General features: G+C 43.1%; 20 protein-coding genes. 13 read left to right on the top strand and 7 right to left on the bottom strand.

Features of this window, described 5'->3' with window-relative positions; all coding sequences use genetic code 11:
- The 3 genes from JV36_RS0114775 (at nucleotide 1) to JV36_RS0114765 (ending at nucleotide 4,034) form a co-directional block, all read left to right on the top strand.
- Entirely contained in the window at nucleotides 1-552 is a 552-nt protein-coding gene (locus JV36_RS0114775) for a sugar transferase (protein WP_032094863.1), read from the top strand.
- A gap of 97 nt (nucleotides 553-649) precedes the next feature.
- Entirely contained in the window at nucleotides 650-2,587 is a 1,938-nt protein-coding gene (locus JV36_RS0114770; protein ID WP_032094862.1) for a polysaccharide biosynthesis protein, read from the top strand.
- Between the two features lie 115 nt (nucleotides 2,588-2,702).
- A complete protein-coding gene (locus JV36_RS0114765; RefSeq protein ID WP_032094861.1) occupies nucleotides 2,703-4,034 on the top strand; it encodes a capsule assembly Wzi family protein in 1,332 nt (443 codons plus the stop codon).
- 43 nt (nucleotides 4,035-4,077) lie between these two features.
- On the opposite strand, the gene JV36_RS0114760 is transcribed toward JV36_RS0114765, so the two are convergent.
- Nucleotides 4,078-4,575, bottom strand: coding sequence for an NUDIX hydrolase (locus tag JV36_RS0114760; protein WP_032094860.1), 498 nt, complete (start codon nucleotides 4,573-4,575; stop codon nucleotides 4,078-4,080).
- A complete protein-coding gene (locus tag JV36_RS0114755; RefSeq protein ID WP_032094859.1) occupies nucleotides 4,572-5,579 on the bottom strand; it encodes a hypothetical protein in 1,008 nt (335 codons plus the stop codon). Before JV36_RS0114755 ends, JV36_RS0114760 begins: the two co-directional genes overlap by 4 nt.
- A 214-nt stretch (nucleotides 5,580-5,793) precedes the next feature.
- Here JV36_RS0114755 and glmS point away from each other — a divergent pair, with 214 nt between their 5' ends.
- The 3 genes from glmS to JV36_RS0114740 all read left to right on the top strand — a co-directional run bounded on the left by glmS (nucleotide 5,794) and on the right by JV36_RS0114740 (nucleotide 10,302).
- A complete protein-coding gene (gene glmS, locus JV36_RS0114750) occupies nucleotides 5,794-7,626 on the top strand; it encodes a glutamine--fructose-6-phosphate transaminase (isomerizing) (protein ID WP_032094858.1) in 1,833 nt (610 codons plus the stop codon).
- A 70-nt stretch (nucleotides 7,627-7,696) separates the two neighbouring features.
- Nucleotides 7,697-9,037, top strand: a complete 1,341-nt coding sequence (gene glmM, locus JV36_RS0114745; protein ID WP_032094857.1) for a phosphoglucosamine mutase — start codon at nucleotides 7,697-7,699, stop codon at nucleotides 9,035-9,037.
- 77 nt (nucleotides 9,038-9,114) lie between these two features.
- On the top strand, nucleotides 9,115-10,302 hold the full coding sequence (locus JV36_RS0114740; protein ID WP_032094856.1) for a nucleotide sugar dehydrogenase: 1,188 nt from the start codon (nucleotides 9,115-9,117) through the stop codon (nucleotides 10,300-10,302).
- A 91-nt stretch (nucleotides 10,303-10,393) separates the two neighbouring features.
- On the opposite strand, the gene JV36_RS0114735 is transcribed toward JV36_RS0114740, so the two are convergent.
- Together JV36_RS0114735 and JV36_RS0114730 are read right to left on the bottom strand one after the other, a co-directional pair.
- Nucleotides 10,394-10,780, bottom strand: coding sequence for a type II toxin-antitoxin system VapC family toxin (locus JV36_RS0114735; RefSeq protein WP_032094855.1), 387 nt, complete (start codon nucleotides 10,778-10,780; stop codon nucleotides 10,394-10,396).
- Between the two features lie 4 nt (nucleotides 10,781-10,784).
- Nucleotides 10,785-11,015: a type II toxin-antitoxin system Phd/YefM family antitoxin gene (locus JV36_RS0114730; RefSeq protein WP_032094854.1), complete on the bottom strand. Its 231-nt coding sequence runs from the start codon at nucleotides 11,013-11,015 to the stop codon at nucleotides 10,785-10,787.
- Nucleotides 11,016-11,290: 275 nt separating this feature from the next.
- On the opposite strand from JV36_RS0114730, the gene JV36_RS0114725 reads away from it, so the two are divergent.
- The 3 genes from JV36_RS0114725 (at nucleotide 11,291) to JV36_RS0114715 (ending at nucleotide 12,903) form a co-directional block, all read left to right on the top strand.
- The gene (locus tag JV36_RS0114725; protein WP_032094853.1) at nucleotides 11,291-11,482 is read left to right on the top strand and encodes a hypothetical protein; all 192 of its coding nucleotides are present in this window, start codon (nucleotides 11,291-11,293) and stop codon (nucleotides 11,480-11,482) included.
- Between the two features lie 39 nt (nucleotides 11,483-11,521).
- Nucleotides 11,522-11,896, top strand: coding sequence for an outer membrane beta-barrel protein (locus JV36_RS0114720; protein WP_268746609.1), 375 nt, complete (start codon nucleotides 11,522-11,524; stop codon nucleotides 11,894-11,896).
- A 257-nt stretch (nucleotides 11,897-12,153) separates the two neighbouring features.
- Nucleotides 12,154-12,903 (top strand): hypothetical protein, encoded by a 750-nt coding sequence (locus tag JV36_RS0114715; protein WP_032094851.1) that lies wholly within the window; start codon nucleotides 12,154-12,156, stop codon nucleotides 12,901-12,903.
- A 94-nt stretch (nucleotides 12,904-12,997) separates the two neighbouring features.
- Here JV36_RS0114715 and JV36_RS0114710 read toward each other — a convergent pair whose 3' ends face one another.
- Nucleotides 12,998-13,897 carry a homocysteine S-methyltransferase family protein gene (locus tag JV36_RS0114710; RefSeq protein ID WP_235207860.1) on the bottom strand — a complete coding sequence of 300 codons (900 nt, stop codon included), beginning with the start codon at nucleotides 13,895-13,897 and terminating at the stop codon, nucleotides 12,998-13,000.
- A gap of 235 nt (nucleotides 13,898-14,132) precedes the next feature.
- On the opposite strand from JV36_RS0114710, the gene JV36_RS0114705 reads away from it, so the two are divergent.
- The gene (locus JV36_RS0114705) at nucleotides 14,133-14,315 is read left to right on the top strand and encodes a hypothetical protein (protein ID WP_032094850.1); all 183 of its coding nucleotides are present in this window, start codon (nucleotides 14,133-14,135) and stop codon (nucleotides 14,313-14,315) included.
- A 51-nt stretch (nucleotides 14,316-14,366) separates the two neighbouring features.
- Here JV36_RS0114705 and JV36_RS0114700 read toward each other — a convergent pair whose 3' ends face one another.
- Complete coding sequence (locus JV36_RS0114700; RefSeq protein ID WP_032094849.1) at nucleotides 14,367-15,263, bottom strand: LysR family transcriptional regulator; 897 nt, start codon at nucleotides 15,261-15,263, stop codon at nucleotides 14,367-14,369.
- A 107-nt stretch (nucleotides 15,264-15,370) separates the two neighbouring features.
- Here JV36_RS0114700 and JV36_RS0114695 point away from each other — a divergent pair, with 107 nt between their 5' ends.
- From JV36_RS0114695 to JV36_RS0114685, 3 genes are read left to right on the top strand one after another with little or no spacing between them, the layout of a single operon-like run.
- Nucleotides 15,371-17,065 (top strand): ABC transporter transmembrane domain-containing protein, encoded by a 1,695-nt coding sequence (locus JV36_RS0114695; protein WP_052010053.1) that lies wholly within the window; start codon nucleotides 15,371-15,373, stop codon nucleotides 17,063-17,065.
- Entirely contained in the window at nucleotides 17,066-18,115 is a 1,050-nt protein-coding gene (locus JV36_RS0114690) for an HlyD family secretion protein (protein WP_032094848.1), read from the top strand.
- Nucleotides 18,112-19,551: a TolC family protein gene (locus tag JV36_RS0114685; RefSeq protein WP_032094847.1), complete on the top strand. Its 1,440-nt coding sequence runs from the start codon at nucleotides 18,112-18,114 to the stop codon at nucleotides 19,549-19,551. Before JV36_RS0114690 ends, JV36_RS0114685 begins: the two co-directional genes overlap by 4 nt.
- A 316-nt stretch (nucleotides 19,552-19,867) precedes the next feature.
- Here JV36_RS0114685 and JV36_RS0114680 read toward each other — a convergent pair whose 3' ends face one another.
- On the bottom strand, nucleotides 19,868-20,713 hold the full coding sequence (locus JV36_RS0114680) for a hypothetical protein (RefSeq protein WP_032094846.1): 846 nt from the start codon (nucleotides 20,711-20,713) through the stop codon (nucleotides 19,868-19,870).
- Between the last annotated feature and the right edge of the window lie 639 nt (nucleotides 20,714-21,352).

Genomic DNA, 21,352 nt, shown 5'->3' with positions numbered 1-21,352 from the left:
ATGCTTAGGTTGTTAGATTTTTTATTTTCATTTTTTGGATTGATTGTTGGTTTTCCGATTTTTTTAGTTCTTTTTATCATTGGTTTGTTCGATACGGGCTCACCAATTTTTAAGCAAGAAAGGGTTGGTCGACACAAAAAGCCTTTTACGCTAGTTAAGTTCAGAACAATGAAAGTAGATACTGCTTCTGTGGCAAGCCATTTAGCGAGTAGCGCTTCCATTACTAAATTTGGCCACTTTTTAAGAAGAACAAAATTAGACGAGTTGCCTCAGCTATGGAATGTTCTGAAAGGAGAAATGAGCTTAGTAGGTCCTAGACCTGGTTTGTTTAACCAGCACGAACTTACTGCCGCAAGAGAAGCTTACAGTGTTTACGATGCTAGGCCTGGTATTACAGGGTTGGCTCAAGTTAATGATATCGATATGTCTACCCCTGAACTTCTCGCGAAAACGGACCGAGAAATGCTCGATTCCCTCAGCATAGCTTATTACTTTAAATATATTATAATGACTGTAACAGGCAAAGGAAGCGGCGACAGAGTTGGTAAGTAGTCACTGCATGGCATGATATTAAAGTTTTAATTTTTATCTAAGTATTTATTACGCAACACATTAGATGTGTTGCGTTTGTTTCGTATTGAAGGTTTTTGTGAACAAGATTGTTAAAAGATTATTTTCTCTCCCTAGACCACACAAAAGGCTTATAACGCTAACTGTAGACGCGTTGTTCATCGCTACTGCTTTTTGGTCGGCACTTATCATTCGCCTCGATTCGTTGAGTGCTATAACGGAACAAGCTTATTGGTTGCTCTTGCTTCTGCTAACACCAATAAGTGTGATTGCTTTCGTTAAGTTTGGCTTGTACAGAGCAGTACTTCGCTACGTTGGTATTAATGCTTTAGGAGCTGTCGTTGGTGGGGTAGTAACCTCATGCGTAGCTCTAGTGGGTATCGCGTTCTTTTTGCATATCGGAATACCACGTACAGTTCCTATTATTTTTGCGTCGTTTTCGCTGTTGTTAGTAGGCGGAAGCCGCATTTTAGTGCGTGCTATGGTAGGGAAAGTGAGTGCGTCTAATCGTAAGCCGGTGGTAATTTATGGTGCTGGCTCAGCAGGTCGTCAATTAGCATTAGCGTTACGTCATGGCGCTGAATATCGGGTTGTGGCTTTTGTTGATGATGATAGAAGTAAACAAGGCTCGTCAATTGAGGGGCACTTGGTTCATAACGTAGATGAATTAAAATTGATTATTAACCAAGAGCGCGTAGTAAAGGTGCTTTTGGCATTACCAAGTACTTCGCGTGTAAAACGAAAGCAGATCCTTCAAAAGTTAGAGCATTTATCGGTGAAGGTGCAAACCATACCAGGTATGGCTGATGTAGTTGCTGGTGCAGTTAACGTCGACCAAGTGAAAGACGTTGAAGTAGAAGATTTATTGGGCCGCGACCCTGTCTCACCGAAGCGTGCACTCATGCATGCAGATATTAAAGATAAAGTGGTAATGGTTACAGGAGCAGGCGGCTCTATAGGGTCTGAACTTTGTCGTCAAATAGTGAAAAATCAGCCTTCTAAACTTGTTTTATTCGAGCTATCCGAATTTGGCCTTTATTCAATAGAAAAAGAGTTAAGCCAGTATATTGAAGAGCGTGGGTTGCGCGTGCAAGTGCTGCCTATAATGGGGTCGGTTCAGCGCCAAAATAGGCTTGAAGCGGTGATGGGCGCTTTTGGTGTGCAAACGGTTTATCATGCGGCAGCTTACAAGCATGTGCCATTAGTTGAGCACAATGTTGTAGAAGGTGTTCGCAACAATGTATTTGGCACCCTATATACTGCAAAAGCAGCTATCAATTGTAACGTTGAAACCTTTGTGCTGGTGTCTACAGACAAAGCAGTAAGACCTACCAATGTAATGGGCACAACAAAAAGAATGTCAGAGCTTGTATTGCAGGCTTTATCTGATACCCAGTCTACTACACGTTTTTGTATGGTGCGTTTTGGAAATGTGTTGGGCTCTTCTGGTTCCGTTGTACCGTTATTTAGGAAACAAATCAAAAGAGGTGGGCCAGTAACGCTTACCCACCAAGACATTACTCGTTATTTTATGACGATACCAGAAGCTGCACAGTTAGTCATTCAGGCAGGCTCAATGGGCATGGGCGGAGACGTTTTTGTGTTAGATATGGGGGATCCTGTCAAGATAAAAGATTTAGCAACAAAAATGATTCACTTATCTGGCTTTACTGTAAAAGATGATAAAAACCCAGATGGCGATATTGAGATTCAATGTACTGGCCTTCGTCCTGGTGAAAAGTTATATGAAGAGTTGCTTATTGGAGACAACGTAGAAGGAACAACTCACGAACGTATTATGACAGCCCATGAAAATAAACTCACTTGGACTGAATTAGAATCTATTTTAAATAATTTAGATGAAGCCTGTCATAACTTCGAACATGAGCGAATTCGGGATGTTTTATTGAAGGCGCCAACAGGTTTTGCTCCAACCGACGAAATTTGCGACCTAGTATGGTTAGAGCGACAATTTGCAACGTCAAAAAAAGCTGATATAGCCAAGCTAAAACACTAATTTTTCACCTTTTAACAAACCGGACTTGTTCATGCGCCTTAGTAATTCGTTTTTGCTGATACTAGCTTGTTGTGCCAGTTGTATAGTCTTTTCCCGTCCAGCGTACAGTGCAGGTGTGTCGCCATACTTGCCATTGAACCTGCCTAATCACATTGCGCAAAAAATAGAAAGGCTGGCGGTAATCGCTGGCGAAACATCTCTCAATAGGCCCTACAAGGTAGCTCAAGTTACTGCTCTAGCGCGTAAAATTCAAAGTACTCATCCATTGCTGTACAGAGAGGTAGCACCCTATTTACGAAACCACAAAGGGCGTTCGAGCATCAGTTTAATGCAGTTGTCGTTAGGTGCTAGCAATAGCAAAATTAATAACCCCTATCATTTTGGTGCCGATGGAGAAAGCAGCCTACTTTTAGAAACGGCAGCCTACACAATGTATTCTGACCATTTAGGTGTAAGTGCCAGTGCTATTGTAAGTGAAGATAGTGTGAATAAAGCTCAGGGTATGGTGCATGTTGGTATTGATGTTTTACAGTTAGATATTGGGTATAAATCGCGCTGGTGGTCTGTGGGGCGCATCAACTCGCTGTTACTTTCAAACGACTCAGAGGCCTTCGCTAGCGTATCTGCAAGCAATGTTGTGCCATTAAGTATGCTAGATATAAATTATGAAGTGTTCGCTGGCAGGCTAAATAATAATGCGCCCGTTGTTTCGGGCGCACTATTCGAGCAAGATGAGCCTTATATAACAGGCGCAACTTTGAGTTTTTCGCCTATTCAGCAGATTACGCTTGGCTTTGCTCATACAACCGTATTTGGTGGTGGAGTAAGAGATGCTGGGGTAGGTACGTTTTACGATGCTCTTGTTACTAATAGCTTAGGCGACGCCGCAAATACTTCTTATAGCGAAGCTCAAGCTGACAGGCGTTTTGCACTTCAAGCAAGGTATAACCATGAGGTTATGGACTTCCACTATTCAATATATGGTGAGCATGTTACTAAAAAAGTACTCGGGAATAATAAAGCGCAACCGAATGCTGCCACTGTAGGCATTTACTTTCCAGCTATTAACGATAGCTCACTTAGAATAGAAGCGACCCGCTACGACCAGGGCTTTTATACCAGTGATATTTACACCAATGGCTATCAAGACAGTGGTGATTCGTTGGCACACTTTATTGCAAGCGAAGCGGAAAACACGGCTGCAAAAAGTGTAACCGCACAATGGTATTGGTCGATGGATGCTGAAAATAGTTTAACCACCTCGCTTGGCTGGTCACAAGTGGCATTATTGACTCAGCCTTTAAATGAGCGTGTTTCCTCCGGATTAAACTTTAGTGCCGATTATCGCTCTCGCTATAAAAGCGTATATTGGGGAGTGGAAGCCTCTTTCGGTGAAGATGTGATAGGCGAGCAGGTTTATAGAATTTCCTTTTACCTAGGTTTATAGCATCCACTAAAATCTGCAACTACATAGCTTGAAAAGTGGCTTATTATCTGTTTTCTGGGCTAGACCAATGCATTGCTAAAGCCGCGATAGTTATACCGTCTGTAATTTCACCGCTTGCGATAGAGTTTAATATTTTATCTTTTTCAATATAGACGATCTCTGAAACCTCACTATCCACTGCCGACGTATTAATTCGTTCATCGACTGACACGAAGTATATTGGCAGTGACGACGATAAAATTGCAGAATTAGGTTGTATGGTGCCGATGTGCTTAAATTTATTGCTTTCAATACTGTATCCGGTCTCTTCAAACAACTCTCGCGCAGCAGTTTGTGCCGGTGATTCCCCATTTTCACCATAGCCCCTGGGTGCTTCAATAAAAAAAGAGTTGTGAGCCTGTCTAAAAACCCTAACAAATACAAAATATTCTGCGGCCTGCAGAAGTATTACTGCGCCATTATCAGAGCCGTTTTCTTCCACAAAGTGGTATTGCCCCTGTTTAACTACCCTAAACCATGGGTTCTCATACTCAATGCTCACTTAATTTCAAGCCCTACTTTTTTTGTTAGTCTATTGTACATACCAAACCAGTTCTTGCGCGATAAATATTGTTTTCCACTATCTTCAAACTTATCTTCAATATAGCTTACGGCTTCGTCGGTAAGAAACTTGGCAATTTCTCCTGCACCAAAGCTAGATATTAATTCGAATGCCTTTATGGGATATTCAATAAGTTTTAGTTCATTGCGAATGGCTTTAAATGCAACGCTCGAATCGAGAATAATATTGGGTATGTTATTCATAAAGCCCATATTATCTTGAAGAAAAGCCTCGCCTTTAAATACAAATAGTGAATTGTATGAGGGATCGATTACTTCAAGTTTAAATTTAGAGGCTATTGTTAAATCACTATGGAAATAGCTATCACAGAAAGCATACCATTGAGATCTTGATACAATACCCTTGGCTTTTTCTTTAAACTGGGCACGCTCATCGCCATTTGAAAAAAAGCCGGTTTTCTGAACGGTTTGGTTTTGAGTGCTATCTTTCAAAGCATTGTTATCAACAAGAATGTCGTCGTTGTTTATGAGTGAAAATATTTCATTTTTAAGCGCGTTTTCATTTACTTGAATGTTTTCGTATGGTGGTTCGATGCTATCGAGAGCGGCCTGTATATTTTCGCAGCGATACAAGAGTTCATCACGTTGTTTTTGTGAAATGTCTGCCAAGCGAGGGGATGCGGGCAGGCTTGATAGTATATAGTCCGGCGCGAGGCGCTCAAAATAACTGACTAGCGAGAAACCGGGCCGTACATCAAAACCTCTCACTACAAACTTTCCTTTGCCCTCTTCATTTAAATATTTATGTACATTTTTCCTTCCAATTAGTGAGTCAATATTCTCGTTGTCAAAGATGGTGTTAGGGGTTAACACAACGCCATCACCAAAGGCAAGGCTAGTGAGGAAGCGTTGCCGTATTTTACCTAGTTCTAGCTGTCTAACGGAATCGCAGTTGGAGAGAAGTAGCTTTTCTTTAAAGAGCATATAACACCTGAAGTTTGTATTATTTAAACCAGTACTCGATATTTCTTTTTACATGTTTTTTGTACACTTTGGCAGCACTGTTTTTACAATTTTTCTTTAGCATGCAGAGTTTTTAGCTAGAAGCCAGTGACTTATTGCCTTATTAGTTAGTTCCTTTACAATACTGCCCCTAAACTAAAGTTGTAACTAACCCGTGAAGTGTGGAGTAGCAGGAATGTGTGGAATTGTAGGCGCTGTAGCCGAACGGAATGTAGTTGAAATACTACTTGAAGGGCTGAAAAGGTTGGAATACCGAGGGTATGACTCGGCCGGTGTAGCCTTGTTAGACAAGGAAGGCAATCTGCAGCGAATTCGTAAAGTGGGCAAGGTAAAAAACCTAGCTGAAGCGGTAGATAACGAAACCGCATTGGGAACCACAGGTATAGCGCATACACGCTGGGCTACCCACGGCGGCGTTACAGAATACAATGCACACCCTCATTTTTCATCTAGCCGTGTAGCGGTGGTTCACAACGGTATCATTGAAAATTATGTTGCCCTTCGTAAGCAACTTAGTGAACAAGGCTATAATTTTACCAGCGATACCGACACCGAGACAATTGCCCATGTGGTACATCAAATGCTTGATGAGGGGCATTCTCTGTTAACGGCAGTTCAACAAGCGGTAACTCACTTTACTGGTGCTTATGGTACGGTGGTTATCGATAAAGCCGACCCTGATAAAATGGTGGTTGCGCGCTCGGGCAGCCCTTTAGTTATCGGTTTAGGCCTTGGTGAAAACTTTATTGCATCAGACCAGTTGGCGCTATTACCCGTAACTCGCCGTTTCATTTTTCTGGAAGAGGGCGACGTAGCCGAGGTAACTCGTCGCGAAGTCACTATTTTTGACAAAGACGGAAAGCGGGTAGAGCGAGAAATAGTGGAGTCTACCGTAGAGCATGATGCGGGCGACAAAGCCGGTTATCGACATTACATGCTAAAAGAAATTCACGAACAACCAGCCGTTATTCGAAACACGCTTAAAGATAGAATAGATAACATTAGTAATACTGATGCATTATTTGGTAACGGCGCAGAAAGTATTTTAAAACAAGTTAAGCACGTTCAAATTATTGCCTGTGGTACAAGCTACCATGCGGGGATGACTGCTCGTTATTGGCTAGAAGAGTATGCCAATGTGTCTTGCTCTGTTGAAATAGCGTCGGAATTTCGTTATCGAAAATCAGCAGTTCATGAAAACAGTTTGTTGGTTACTATATCGCAAAGTGGCGAAACCGCCGATACGCTAGCAGCGCTTCGATTGGCAAAACAGCTTGGATATATGTCAGCGCTTACTATCTGCAATGTGCCCGGCTCGTCTCTAGTTCGCGAATCCGATTTATCATTTATGACATTGGCTGGTGCTGAAATTGGCGTGGCATCGACAAAGGCGTTTACCACTCAGCTGACCGCCTTTTTAATGCTTACGTTAGTGTTAGGTAAGTTTAATGGTTTGTCTGAAGACTCTGCTAACAAGATAGTGTCGGCTATTAAAACCCTTCCAGGGAAAATAGAAGAGGCGCTTAATACCGCCAGTGTTATTGAAGCGTTAGCCGAAGAGTTCGCCGATAAAAACCATAGTTTGTTTTTAGGCCGAGGTGCCCAGTACCCTATCGCGATGGAAGGGGCGCTAAAGCTGAAAGAAATTTCGTATATACATGCAGAAGCCTATGCATCGGGCGAATTGAAACATGGGCCGTTAGCGCTTATCGATGATGAAATGCCGGTAATTGTTGTTGCGCCTAACGATGAATTGCTTGAAAAGCTAAAGTCGAATGTTGAAGAGGTGCGGGCACGTGGTGGTATTATGTACGTGTTTGCTGATGCCGAAGCGCATTTCGAGAGCGACGAAACCCTGCGCGTAATTAATGTTCCTCACTGTGAAGACATTATCGCGCCCATCGTTTACACGGTTCCGCTTCAGTTGCTTTCATACTACGTGGCACTGATTAAGGGAACTGACGTAGACCAGCCTCGTAATTTGGCAAAATCTGTAACAGTTGAATAGTTAGTTCGAACGATTTTTAAGGCCATAACTTTTAAAGTTGTGGCTTTTTTTGTGTTTAAAGGAAGTAGAAATGTCTCAGAAATATTTTGGCACCGACGGGATTCGCGGAAAAGTAGGCGAGTTTCCCATGACACCCGATTTTGTTATGAAGCTGGGCTGGGCCGCCGGTATTGTGTTAGCCAAAGACGGTACAAAGGAAGTATTAGTAGGAAAAGATACCCGCGCAAGCGGATACATGCTCGAGTCGGCATTAGAAGCAGGTTTGTCGGCAGCAGGTGTGAACATTGCGTTAGCAGGGCCAATTCCTACACCTGCTGTAGCCTACCTTGCATCTACGTTTCGTGCCGATGCTGGAGTAGTGATAAGCGCATCACACAACCCATACTACGACAACGGTATTAAGTTCTTTGGCAGAAGCGGCGCAAAATTAGGTGCACTACAACAGCAGGCTATTGAAGAGAAACTGCAGTATGCGTTAGAAAATGGTATTGATTGTGTTGATTCGCAAAAGCTGGGCAAAGCACGCAGGGTAGATGATGCAGCAGGACGTTATATTGAGTTTTGTAAAGGGACCTTCTCTAGTGAGTTGTCGCTAGAGGGTTTAAAGCTTGTTATAGACAGCGCGAATGGAGCCGCTTATAAGGTGGCACCAAGTGTATTTGCAGAGCTAGGCGCTACGGTAATTAATATCGCTAATACGCCTAACGGTATTAACATTAATGAAAAGTGTGGTGCAACCTCTTTAGCTTCACTCAGCGATGCCGTACTTCATCACGAGGCGGACTTAGGTATAGCGGTAGACGGCGATGCCGACCGTATTATGTTTGTAGATGGAAACGGCCACACCGTTGACGGTGACGAAATCCTCTTTTTAATGGCGCGCGAGGCTAAGCAAGCAGGCTATAAAGGCGGTGTAGTCGGCACGCTCATGAGTAATTTGGGCTTGGAGCTGGCCTTTAAAGAGTTGGGTATACCGTTTGTTCGTACTAAAGTTGGCGACAGATACGTGGTCGAAAAGCTCAATGAAACCGGCTGGCGCATTGGCGGCGAAACGTCGGGTCATATTCTCAATTTAGATTATGCATTTACTGGTGACGCTATCATCGCTGCTTTGCAAGTGCTAACTGTGGTGGTTAAGAGTGGTTATTCGTTATCGCAGCTAACTTCAGGAATGACAAAACTGCCCCAATGTATGGTGAATGTAAGGCACGAAAATTTAGACTCAGTATTGAATTTACCCATTGTGCAAGATGCTGTAGCTAGTGTAGAGGCACAACTTGGTGAAAATGGAAGGTTAGTGTTGAGAAAGTCTGGTACAGAGCCATTAATTCGGGTAATGATTGAGGCTAAACAGCAAGAAATTGCTACCTCGTTGGCGAACAAGCTTGCTGAGATTATAAAAGAAAACTAGTACAGTAACGGCATTCTCTGGCACACTTATTTGGATTTTGATGGTGTGCCATATCGGCAATCTTGGTAAGAGCAAAAATGGAAGTGAGTATGAAAAAGTACAAAATAGCGGTAGCAGGAACTGGTTACGTGGGCTTATCTAACGCCGTTTTGTTAGCTCAACACAATGAAGTGAAAGCCATTGACTTAGTGCCTGAAAAAGTTGAGATGCTTAACAATCGAAAGTCTCCTATTGAAGACATCGAAATCTCGGAATATCTCGCGACCAAAGAGCTGGATCTTCAAGCGACCCTTGATTCAGAAGTAGCGTACAGAGATGCAGATTATGTAATTATTGCCACGCCGACGGATTACGATTCTCAAACCAATTACTTCAATACCAGCAGTGTTGATGCTGTGATTAAAAGCGTAATGGCAGTTAACCCAAAGGCGGTGATGGTAATTAAATCTACCGTACCTGTTGGGTTTACCCGCGAAGCCAAAGCGCGCCACGGTAGTGACAACATTATATTCTCACCTGAATTTTTACGTGAAGGCAAAGCCCTTTACGACAACTTACACCCAAGCCGTATTATTGTAGGCGAGCGAACAGAGCGAGCTGAAATATTCGCCAAGCTACTAGAGCAAGGCGCTGTTAAGACAGGCATTGAAATACTATTTACCGACAGTACTGAAGCCGAGGCTATCAAGCTTTTTGCTAACACGTACTTAGCGATGCGTGTTGCATATTTTAATGAGCTAGACAGCTATGCAGAACGTGCCGGATTAGACACAAAACAAATTATAGAGGGCGTTAGCTTAGACCCTCGTATTGGCGGGCACTATAACAACCCAAGCTTTGGCTATGGCGGTTACTGCTTACCGAAAGATACGAAGCAGCTGCTGGCTAACTACAGCGAAGTGCCTAACAACATGATTCAAGCCATTGTAGATGCTAACCGCACCCGCAAAGACTTCATTGCCGATTCAATTGTAAGCCGCAATCCGAAAATTGTGGGTATTTACCGCCTTATTATGAAGTCGGGCTCTGACAACTTCAGAGCAAGTGCTATTCAAGGCATCATGAAGCGTATTAAAGCCAAGGGTATTGAAGTTATCGTATACGAGCCGGTACTCACTGAAGATGAGTTTTTCCGCTCTCGTGTAGTCAACGACTTAGAAGCCTTCAAGAAAGAGTCTGATGTTATTGTTGCCAACCGTGTAACTGCCGACATCGAAGACGTGCTAGAAAAAGTATACAGCCGCGACCTCTTCAACGCCGACTAAAAATAAAGGGGGTCAGATCCACATTAGTTAATTGAGAATAAAAGGGGGTCAGATCCGCATTAACGCATTAATGCGGATCTGACCCCCTTTATCATTTACTGGCATCGATTAACCGAATACCGTAATCGGGAAAGTACGCGTCTTTCGTTAATATCTGCAATCCCTCTGCTTGTGCTTGAGCGATTAACATGCGATCAAACGGATCTCTATGATGCATAGGTAATTTGCCCGATTGCTGGCCATGAAATAACGTGATGGGTAATGCGCTAAAACCAAGCTGTTCAACAATTGATTCAATGTCATCAGGTACTTCAAGTTTTCCCATCTGTTGTTTAATCGACATCTCCCAAACTGTTGCTGCGCTTACAAAAATAGCGTTTTCAGGATTAGCAATGTGCTTTTGTGCATTTAGGCCAAGCTTTTTATCTCCACACATCCACCAAATTAACGCATGAGTATCTAATAGAATTCTTTTCATCGTGCTACATACCAAAAGTATCTGCTATATCGTCATTAACCTCTTTTGAGTCAAAATCATCAGATGCAATCACTTGTCCTTTAAATTGTCCAAACACTCGTTCTTTTTGGGCTTTGTAAGGCACTAGTTTTACCGCTGGCTTACCTGATTTTGCAATGACCACCTCTTCGCCTGAAACTGCCAATTCAACAAGTTGTGACAGCTTGCTCTTTGCTTCATGCATGTTCGTTTGCATATGCTACCTTTATATGGCTTAGCTAAACTTAGCTAAATAATAGTTCAAAAAAGAGGCATCAGCAATTGCTTATTCAAAAGCAATAGATGTTGGCTTAAATCTGCGTTTACTTTAAAAGGGATTAATGAACTGAGTTAAATGTGGCTCTGACCCTCTTTATCCTTTTTATTATACTTTAGTTGTAAGCGCCTCTGTGTTTTTGTTTAAGCTCCGCCGCCGTTAAAGGTCGGCATATCAAACTACAAGCAATACATGTAAAAAGGAGCATTACATACATGAACAACACGTTAGTTCTCGCACTAGCTACCGCAGCACTTGGATTCAATACTTCAGTCATTTCAAGTGAAAAAGGCCCTAAATGGGATTTGGTTGAAGCGGGTTACACGCAGGTTAGTATCGACGATGTTGATGAGTCGCCATCAGGATTCAATGCATCGTTGTTAAAGAGCGTGGGGGAGAGCTTTTAGCTTACGGGCCGTTACCGCGAAGTAAGTGAAGACGTTCAGATTTTCGGTGGTACGGTCACCGGCGATGTTAGCCAATTATCATTGGGTATGGGGTTTCACTCGGCGATAACAGATACAACTGACTTTTACGGCCAGCTGACGTACGAGCACCTAGAATTGAGTGGTTCATTTCAGGGTAACTCAGGGTCTGCAGACGACAATGGATTAGGTGCGAATATTGGTATTCGTTCGATGCTAACGGACAATATTGAGCTTGCTGGAAACATTGGTTACTTGGACGAGGCTGATGAGTCCGAAACATCATTTGGTGTATCAGCCTACTATTATCCAATTGCCAATACTGCTGTAGGCGTAAACTATGAAGTTTGGGATGGTATTGACTTCATCTCAGCCAATTTAAGAATCGCGTTTTAATAGCAATAAGTAGGGTCAGATCCACATTATCTTGGGGCCATCAGATGCTTGCTAAATGTGGATCTGACCCCCTTTTTAATTAAGCGCTGCGATGCAGGCGGCTTTGACTTCCTTTAGTGTCAATTAAACTTACAGTATGCTTTTGCACAAGACATTGCTCGGTATTAGTCACTGTATTTTAACAATAAAAAATATGGCATCTAAATTGCTGGTCTTTAGTAAAAATGTCCTGTGATAATTAAAAGAGGTAGTGGCACATGGGTAACACAATTAAAACAATCAAGATGATGTTTATAGCATTATTGGCGTGTCTTAGTATGGGCGCTAATGCGTCATTAATTACAATCGGTACCTTTACCGGAGGTGATAGCGGTGATGGCCTAGATTTTGTTGGCAACTTTACTTATGCAGTTAATGTATTTGGTGCTGGGGGCTTTTCTATTGATGACGCATCATTTACCGATGATTCAGTATCTGGCGTTTCGATAAGTGCTGTTAATGCTATTTCTAATTGGCATACTGCGAATTACGGTAACACCCAGAATGACAACAACTTAGAAACGGTAATGCGCTCTATAAGATGGAGCCCTCGTGCAAATGATGGCTCACAATTGCGTGACGACGTAGTAACGATTGATTTAGGAAATCTCACAGTAGGTTCAACGTATTCGCTTCAGCTATTGTTTGCAGAGACATGCTGTACACGTGGTTTTGATTTGTCTTTTGAGGGTGTAAAAGCAGTAGATGATTTTTCTCCGTACATTACGCAAGGTCAAGATCTCAATACATCAGAAACTAATATAACCACCGTTGGAGCATTTATTCGCTATGATTTTACTGCACAAGACTCCACGTTAAATATTTCATTTGGCGGCGCTGCACCTTTTAGCGACAACAATCCAATAATCAATGGATTTACATTAGAATCAACAAAAGTGTCTGCTCCGTCAACGATCGCTTTTTTTGCGTTATGCTTATTTATGTTGGCCAGAATGCGTAGAGCGTAAATTTAAATAACTTATATTCGAGTTTATTTCTTGGGCGGCCGTAACTATTACGGCCGTTTTTATATAAATTGCTTTTAAATGTGGTCTTACCACTTTAATTTATTTTTCTCTTAAAGGCTTCACTCACCGCCTTGATATGCAACGGGCTTATTTCACAGCACCCTCCGATAACACTTGCGCCTTGCTGCGCCCATGCTACTGCGTATTCAGCGTATTTTTCTGGTGATAAATCTTTTCTTTGCGCCAAACTCTCTACTGTGTCGCCAGGATACAATTCATCAACGGCTTTAAACCCATTAGCGTATACACCGAAGTTAATTTTACACTCTCTCAATAAGGGATGAATTTCATTAAGCGCTGCGTTGATGGCTTCAGGGCGACTGCAGTTTAGTAAAATCATCTGCGGCTCTAATTGGCTCAGTGCTTTAATTGCATCAGCAATGGGCTCGCCGCCGCGCAATAAGGTAGGCTCTGAATCACTCACTGAAAATGCAACCCATACCGGCTTTCCTGTTTCTTTTGCTGCGGTGCAGGCTGCTTTTGCTTCTTTAAGCGATGACATGGTTTCGCATAAAAATATGTCTGCCGCTGATTTTTGTAACGCTACAAGCTGTTGATACGAGCTAAGGGCTTCCTCGAAGGGCATGGCATCATCGGGATGATAACTCGCCACGAGCGGTGGCAAGCACGCTGCAATTTTTGTGTGGGGTTTACTCGATTGCGCAACAGCCGACTGTGCCGCTTTTATTGCAGCTTCGTGCAAGGGCTCGATAAGTTCGATAGAGCCATCTCGCGTAAGCCGTTGTGGGGTGGCGGTGTAGGTGTTTAACGTGATCACCTCAGCGCCACTTTCAATGAATTCCGCGTGCACATCACGCACCAAATTCGGCTCATGCAGCATGACATCTGCAGACCACAGCGGCGTTAGCTCACGCTTACTTCGCTTAACGAGCTCTTGACCCATGCCACCGTCTAAAATCGTCACGTTTTCCACTGTTATACCTTAAAACAAATTTGCCCGCAGAATACCTTGATACCGAAGAGGGATAAAGGGGGTCAGATCCGCATTAACGCATTAATGTGGACCTGACCCCATTTATCACCTACACCCCAGCACCAAAGTTATCCCGCGATATACAAAGCCCACTAGCGCAATACGCAAATCCACAGGCTGATATTTAGCTAATGAGATATTATTCAATTAGGTTTTGAAGAGCAGGATACCTTCAATGATTACTGAAGATTTGATAGTGCGGGAATGTTTTGAAGCAGTGGAAGCTTTTGCTGAATGTGCCTATTTAGGCAGAGGGCGATTTGATTGGACGAAGGTTCAAAAAGACGCTCACGAAGCATTAGATAACCGGTTTGGCGAAGCGCAGGTGGCATTGTGCGTAGAGCACTGCAAAGGGTAGTGGACAGTAGGATAGGGAGAAATAGTACAGATTGTAGTTACCCCTGCGCGACTAACTCTGAGTAAACAGCGCCTTTGCGTTATCTACAATGTGCTCGCAAATAGTGTAATCCGCTCGACTTTTCCCGGTGATAGCATAGTAACGTTCGTTAAGTGTTTTGGCGTTGCCAATACAATGCACGCCGTATTGCGCTTCTACATGAGTCGATATAGCTGAGGGCGCGCAGAATACCCCAAAGTCTTCGCTACCAAATAGTTTAAGTAGTGCGCTGTCATCAAATTCGGCAACAATCTTAGGATACAACTGCTCAGTTTCAAGCCAGCTAACAAGAGCATGCCGTATGCCTGACGTATGTCCCTGCATTAGTAGTGGCATATGATTTAAACATGCAGGAAAGCGTTCGTTATGCTTTAGCGGATGTTTAGCGAAAAAGCTAAGTGAGCTTTCACCCAGAAAGTAGCTATTGGCATTTACTTGGGTACCAGGCGCAATGCCCCGGTCAGCCATAATGAAATCGACGGCGTTAATGGCTAATTCTTTTAATAACCCCTCGAAGCTGTCTTCCTTTATTACATACTTCACGTTCGCGAACTCGCGCATGGTATTGTGCACAAAGTCGTAGAAAAGCACTTTCGGAATACCATTAGTAATACCAATCACGAATTCTTTCGTATTAATTTCGTCATTTGTATTAAGAATTTCAGCAAGTTGGTTGCCTTTGTGAAATATTTCACTGGCATACTGATAGCTCACTTTACCTTTTGGGTTCAAATATAAACGTTTGTTTATTCTGTCGAAAAGCGAATAGCCCAACTGATTTTCAAAGGTACTGAGTTGCCCACTTACTGTTTGAGGAGTAACGTGAAGGAGTTTTGCAGCCTTTGCAATGCTGCCTTCTCGCGCCACAAGATAAAAGTAGTAAAGGTGATGATAGTTTAAATGGTGCATAACTAAGCTTTTGTCGATGAACTTAGAAGAATATAACAGATTTAATCTTATTAAATATTAAATTACACTATAGAAAATAAGCTTGCGGGTACATAAAAGATACTATTATGGAAAAAGTAATTAATCTGCGTAAAACAAGGAAAACGCTGTTTTCGTTGTTAAAACCTGAAGCCAGCTTCTTTTCAGTAGCAATAGCCTACGGTGTGGCAATAAGTTTAATGACATTGGCAGTACCTATTGCGGTACAAACCCTGATAAACAGTATCGCTAACATCGGTTCAACACGAGCCGTGGTGATACTGGCCATGGTGCTGTTTTTCACGCTATTCACTTCTGGCGTGTTCAGTGCCCTTCGCATGCGAATAATGGAGTATTACGAGCGCAAGGTGTACGCGCGCCTTACATCCGATATTGGCCTACGCACTATCATGGCACCTCATAGCTATTTTGAAGGTCGTCAAAACATCAGTATGACCCAACGTTATTTCGACATAATGACGTTACAAAAGAACATTCCCTCGCTCATGATTGATGGCTTTGCATTGGTATTGCAAATGCTGGTGGGTTTTACCTTAGTATCTTTTTATCACCCAACGTTATTAGCGTTTAACGTCGTACTTATTCTTGTCATGTATGCGGTATGGAAAATTTGGGGGCGTGGCGCTAAGCGTACGGCAATTCAATTATCCACTGCAAAATATAACTCAGCTAAATGGCTACACGATATTGCAAGTGCTCACGAATTCTTCAAATCTGCCGATCATGTCGAATATGCTGGAAAGACTACCGAAGGCTATATTGGCGACTATATCCAAAAGCATAAAAATCACTTTCACTATACTTTCTCGCAAGTTGTTATGTTTTTACTACTTTATGCAGTGGCGAGTGCGTCATTATTAGGTATTGGCGGCGTATTAGTAGTGCAAGGGCAACTGTCTATCGGTCAGCTTGTTGCCGCAGAACTGATAATGTCTGCAGTGTTTCTCGGTTTATCCCGTTTTACCCAATATCTCAAACTCTACTATGAGCTTTACGGCTCGGCAGAAAAGTTAGGTAGTGCACTTTCTATTCCGCAAGAATCACTTCATTCAAATGCTGAACATATACCAGAGTCTTCCAAGCTTATATTTAATAAACTAGTGCTTAAGCATGGTGACGACCACTGCAATATCGATGTAACACTTGAGTCGGGAACGCAGTATTTTATAACCACAGAAAAGAGCTGGGTACAACGAGAGCTACTGGGTCTTTTAAAGCGTTACGAGCCTGTGCGCTCAGGCGAAATTACGTTAGATAATTTAAGCCTGAATGACTACGATATTCACGAACTTCGTCAAGCGGTGACCATTCTCGACCGTTCATTAATTATCGAAGTATCGATAGAGCAATATTTAAAGCTTGCTCAGCCAAAGGCAAGTTATGCTGATATCCGCGCGGCTCTTGAAGTGGTGGAGCTAACCACGGCCATCGATGCGTTACCTGATGGTTTAAGAACCCAAGTCTCCGTGATGGGGGCGCCATTGCAGCCACTACAGTTTTTGCTATTAAAATTAGCCGCAGCGATTATCGCTAAACCTCAAATTTTGATTTTAAATCAGCATTTCGACGCTATACCGCCAGCGTTAAGAATACGATTGCTCGAGCGATTAAAGGAATACGACTTTACTGTGCTGTACTTTTCTAATATGCCCATTCCTGAATGCGCTACCGGCTTATTGCATCTTCATGACGACGCACAAGTAACGCATTACAATAATAGCGATAAAAGCGCTTCAGATGGGCATGTTAAGGAGGACAGTTAAATGAATAATGCTGAACGTCGTTTTTTAGATAACATGAAGTCGCTGCCTGCCTTGCGGGTGCCTAAACTACACAGAGTGGTATGCGGCATTATTGTATTTTTGATTATAGTTTCAGGCTTTACACTGTACTTTACGCCTTGGATCCAGACAGCCTACGGCACAGGCATGGTGGATTCTTTAGACCCCGAAGATCGCATGCAGCCTATAAACGCCCTGGTGGACGGGCAGGTGAAGAAGTGGCACGTAAGGGAAGGTCAGCAGATAAAAGCGGGCGCGCCAATTGTCACGCTTATTGATATAGATGCACAGCGCTTAGAAAAGTTAGAGTCGCAGTTAGCCGCGGCCAACTTAAAAAATCAAGCTAATGAAACCGCTGTGCGAAATGCCGAGAACAACCTGCAGCGTCAGATAGGCCTCGAAAAGCAGGGGCTAGTGTCGCGCAAAGAAGTGGAGAACGCTCAAATAAAAGTGGAAGAGTTGCGAGCGAAAGCGGCGGCGTCGGTAACAGAAATTAACGATGTAAGTATGACGCTATCCCGTCAGTCTACGCAAACCAAAGTGGCGCCGGTTGATGGCACAGTGGTTAGATTGTTATCTGGCGGCGTGTCTACTTTCGTAAAATCAGGAGACATTTTAGGCCAGTTTATTCCTGCTGATGCAAAACGCAGTGTAAGAATAACGGTTCGGGGGCTAGATGCGCCCTTAGTAACACCAGGCGCAAAAGCGCGTATTCAATTTGACGGTTGGCCGGTGTTTCAGTTTAGCGGTTGGCCCGGGGCTGCAATAGGTACTTTCGGTGGGGAAGTGGTTTATGTAGAGCCGGTGGCGAATACCATGGGTGAGTTTCAGGTATGGATAAAGCCCGATAAAGATGATGTGGCCTGGCCGGCAGAAAGTTCAGCACGCTTGGGTAGTCAGGTAAGAGCGTGGATATTGCTTGAAGAAGTTCGCTTAGGTTATGAAATGTGGCGTCAGTTAAATAACTTCCCACCTAAACCTACGGTGCAGCCACAAACTACCGCCACTGCGAAAGGAAGCGGTCGGTTATGATCAATAAAGCGAAGCTTAGTTACTTTCTTAATTCAGCCGTAGTTGCCTTAACGTTAAGTGGTATATCGGGCGCACATGCAATAGAAAATACTGCCAACCAGGTTCCTGCGCCCAGTATTAATGAATTTATAGATAGCATGACCCAGTACCATCCTTACGTACTGGCGATTAACGAGGGTAATTACCAGGCGGCCGCTGAAGTACAAATTGCGCGAAGCAGCTTCGACCCATTCATAGAGCAGAAAACAAAAAGCCGCGTGAGCGGTTATTACGACGGAACAAATTTAACCCAACGCTTCACTAACCCGGTGGAGGACTATAATGCCAATGTATTTACCGAGTATCGTATTGCCGCGGGCGATTTCCCGGCTTATGAAGGTGGTTACGATACACTTTCTGCAGGAGAGGCGAGCGTTGGTGTTGCTATGTCATTGCTACAAAATCGTGAAATAGATAAGCGAAGAACCGAGCTTCGAAATGCGGGACTTGCCACGGCGCAGTGGGAAGCGCAAGCCACCAGTATGCTCAATAACTTTGTTTATAAAGGGGTTACTGAGTACATATCGTGGTATGAAAGTGCGCTGCAAATTAAGGCGGTAGATAATTTGCTTGTTACCGCCCAAGACAGGGAAAAAGCGTTGACCACACGTGTTGAAAAGGGCGACCTTGCCAATATCGTGTTGGTAGAGTTTCAAGCAAATATAATGCAGCAGCGATTGTTACTTGCCGAACTTAAGCAAAAGCGCGACGCTCATGCTCAAATGTTGTCGTTCTATTGGCGCTCTCCCCAGGGAGACATGATGTCGTTCAATGCTGACACACCGCCAAATGATATTGAATGGCCCTTTTGGGTGGGCGACGCACAAATTATGGCGTTGCGTAAAGCCTTGCGCCAACACCCAGAACTTGATGTGATGCAGTTAGAGCAGCAGGTGGTAAAAAACAAAACTGCGCTAGCCAATAATGCCTTACTGCCAAAGCTCGATTTACAAGCGTCTATTGCTCGAGATGTCGGGGCAGGATCTGAAACATTAGAAGGTACAGAGACTAAACTCGGCCTTTCGTTTTCTTATCCACTTGGTAACCGAAAGGCCAAAGCGGAACGCTCTCAGTTACTATCCAAGCAGCGGGAGTTAGGACACAAATTTACCTCAATCCAGCAGTCGATCATGCAACGCTTCGAACAAGCTTATGTATATTGGACTCAAGCAAAAGACATTGCTGCATTGCAAAGCGAAAATGCGTCACTTGCTAGAACATTATCACGTGTAGAGAGAACGCGGTTTGATGCCGGCGATAGCGATATGTTTGTATTAAATGCTAGAGCGCAAAATGAAATTAAGGCGCAGATTAAAGAAATAAAGGCCAAAGTAGATTTATTAAAAGCAGAACTCATGCTTTATAAAGAAGCAGCTATGCTGTATGAAATGAAATGAAATAGCGCGTTAAATGTCTTTGATGAGAGCGGGATAAGGCGCGCTGTGTTGGTGTGTGAAGCTATCTGTTTCAGCTACAGACTAGTTTTGCATTTTGTTGAGTACGTTTTGACGGCTTTGAACAGCAATGCAGGTAACTAGCGTTACCTGCAGCTCTATGAACCAGAGCACTATCAATCAGCGCATTACCAGCTAGCAGCACTTTAAAACTTCTGTGCTATCAACCGTCAGTGCTGTCAATCTTTCCGCACTACCTACCTTATGCACTACCCACCTTCAGTATCATCAAAACAAAGCCCCAAGGGCGATGTTAAATCTAATTGCCTACGGCAGTGGCAAAGTCACTCTCGCTTAGTCCAGCAGACAGGGCATACTCTTTAAGCTTTATCTGAGATACGCCAGAGTTGTTCGCAGTATTTAAAATACGCATTATCTGTTCACGTTGTTGTGATGACTCGCGAACAGCAGTCTCTACTACCTTTTCTGCTTTATTAGGGAATACGGCTAGCAAAGCGTCAACAACATACTCACCAACAAACGGTACTGCGTTAAGCGCACTTGTCATTATCTCGACAATTTTGTTTGGGTGCTCTTGCGAGAGTGTTTGCACAATACTGTCAGCAGAGTCTGGTTGAGTAAGCACGGCAACGCGTACTATTTCATCAAGCTCTTCTGGTGTAGCCATTGCAGCCGCGTGAACTACAAAATCTACGTAAGTCGGTTCAGCTGTTATAGCTAACTTAACGATATTCGGACAACTACTAACTTCTTTCTCGATAGCAAGCTTTACAATTTCTTCTGTAGACGAAGGTTGCGCCGATATTGCAGCGAAGATGATTTCTCTGTATTTATCAGGGTAAGTGTCTAATGCAATATCTACCACAAGCACAATGTCTTGCGGATAGTGACCAGCGATAGAGCTTATTGCTCTTCCCACTGACATAGTCTGATCTACCTGACGCTTTAAAAAAGCGGTTTGAAACTTAGTAGACTGACTTACTTCATCCTTTGGCACTACTGAAGGGCCTGCAGATTCGTTAGATTCTGTAAGGGGTGAAACTTCTTGCGACGCTTCCTGTGCATTTGCTGTTGTAACAACACCGATACTGAGAAAACCAGCTGATAACAGTGATGCCGACAGAGTTGTTAGCGTTCTTGACATAAATCCACCTTTTATAATTATTGCGTAGCTTTATAACGATGCTGCTGTACTCGCTGATGTGTTTGCTTTTGTAGTAGCTATAGCAAAGCGCTTATATGAATGCGCCCTACCTACACACTTAGAGCCGTACGCTTATATAGGTATTAACTGCTGTAAATAACTTAGGCAGGCTACTCACTTTACTGTGAAAGAGTCACTGTAAGAGGTGCACCGTAAATGTTAAACACAGAGCTAACGGTATAAAGGTACAAGCAATATAAGTACATACTGTAAAGGTGTGTGCGTTAATCAAAGAATTCGATATTCGTTTCGATATCGTTTCGTTTTCGCACCCTGCCTTATTTGCTTTTATCGCTTTTATGTAAAAAGCGACATTCGATAACATATATAAAGCTGTTATCGGCAGCGATCGTTTACCACTTAGTGGTAACTACTATATAGGATCTTAAGTCTCATCCTATTAGTAATTAGTCCACATTGTCTACTAATTATCACATCTGACTAAAAATTAGACGCTTGGTTCACTTTTATCGACTTTTTATTACTTTTTCATGAATAAGGGTTGACGTGAGCGCTCAGATCCCTAAAATGCGCATCCGCTTCGGGGGAAAAGCAAAACGACTTACCCAGCTCTTAGCA

It is taken from the genome of Alteromonas sp. LOR (assembly GCF_000753865.1).
Lineage (GTDB): Bacteria > Pseudomonadota > Gammaproteobacteria > Enterobacterales > Alteromonadaceae > Alteromonas.
This window is presented reverse-complemented; position numbering and strand designations above follow the sequence as displayed.

Bases quoted from the DNA above. Each gene is read 5' to 3' on its own strand.
- JV36_RS0114715 (WP_032094851.1), top strand. From the start codon at position 12,154: ATGGGTAACACAATTAAAACAATCAAGATGATGTTTATAGCATTATTG.
- JV36_RS0114700 (WP_032094849.1), bottom strand. From the start codon at position 15,263: ATGCACCATTTAAACTATCATCACCTTTACTACTTTTATCTTGTGGCG.
- JV36_RS0114690 (WP_032094848.1), top strand. From the start codon at position 17,066: ATGAATAATGCTGAACGTCGTTTTTTAGATAACATGAAGTCGCTGCCT.
- JV36_RS0114695 (WP_052010053.1), top strand. From the start codon at position 15,371: ATGGAAAAAGTAATTAATCTGCGTAAAACAAGGAAAACGCTGTTTTCG.
- glmS (WP_032094858.1), top strand. From the start codon at position 5,794: ATGTGTGGAATTGTAGGCGCTGTAGCCGAACGGAATGTAGTTGAAATA.
- JV36_RS0114775 (WP_032094863.1), top strand. From the start codon at position 1: ATGCTTAGGTTGTTAGATTTTTTATTTTCATTTTTTGGATTGATTGTT.
- JV36_RS0114705 (WP_032094850.1), top strand. From the start codon at position 14,133: ATGATTACTGAAGATTTGATAGTGCGGGAATGTTTTGAAGCAGTGGAA.
- JV36_RS0114755 (WP_032094859.1), bottom strand. From the start codon at position 5,579: ATGCTCTTTAAAGAAAAGCTACTTCTCTCCAACTGCGATTCCGTTAGA.
- JV36_RS0114685 (WP_032094847.1), top strand. From the start codon at position 18,112: ATGATCAATAAAGCGAAGCTTAGTTACTTTCTTAATTCAGCCGTAGTT.
- JV36_RS0114680 (WP_032094846.1), bottom strand. From the start codon at position 20,713: ATGTCAAGAACGCTAACAACTCTGTCGGCATCACTGTTATCAGCTGGT.
- JV36_RS0114735 (WP_032094855.1), bottom strand. From the start codon at position 10,780: ATGAAAAGAATTCTATTAGATACTCATGCGTTAATTTGGTGGATGTGT.
- JV36_RS0114730 (WP_032094854.1), bottom strand. From the start codon at position 11,015: ATGCAAACGAACATGCATGAAGCAAAGAGCAAGCTGTCACAACTTGTT.
- JV36_RS0114740 (WP_032094856.1), top strand. From the start codon at position 9,115: ATGGAAGTGAGTATGAAAAAGTACAAAATAGCGGTAGCAGGAACTGGT.
- JV36_RS0114725 (WP_032094853.1), top strand. From the start codon at position 11,291: ATGAACAACACGTTAGTTCTCGCACTAGCTACCGCAGCACTTGGATTC.
- glmM (WP_032094857.1), top strand. From the start codon at position 7,697: ATGTCTCAGAAATATTTTGGCACCGACGGGATTCGCGGAAAAGTAGGC.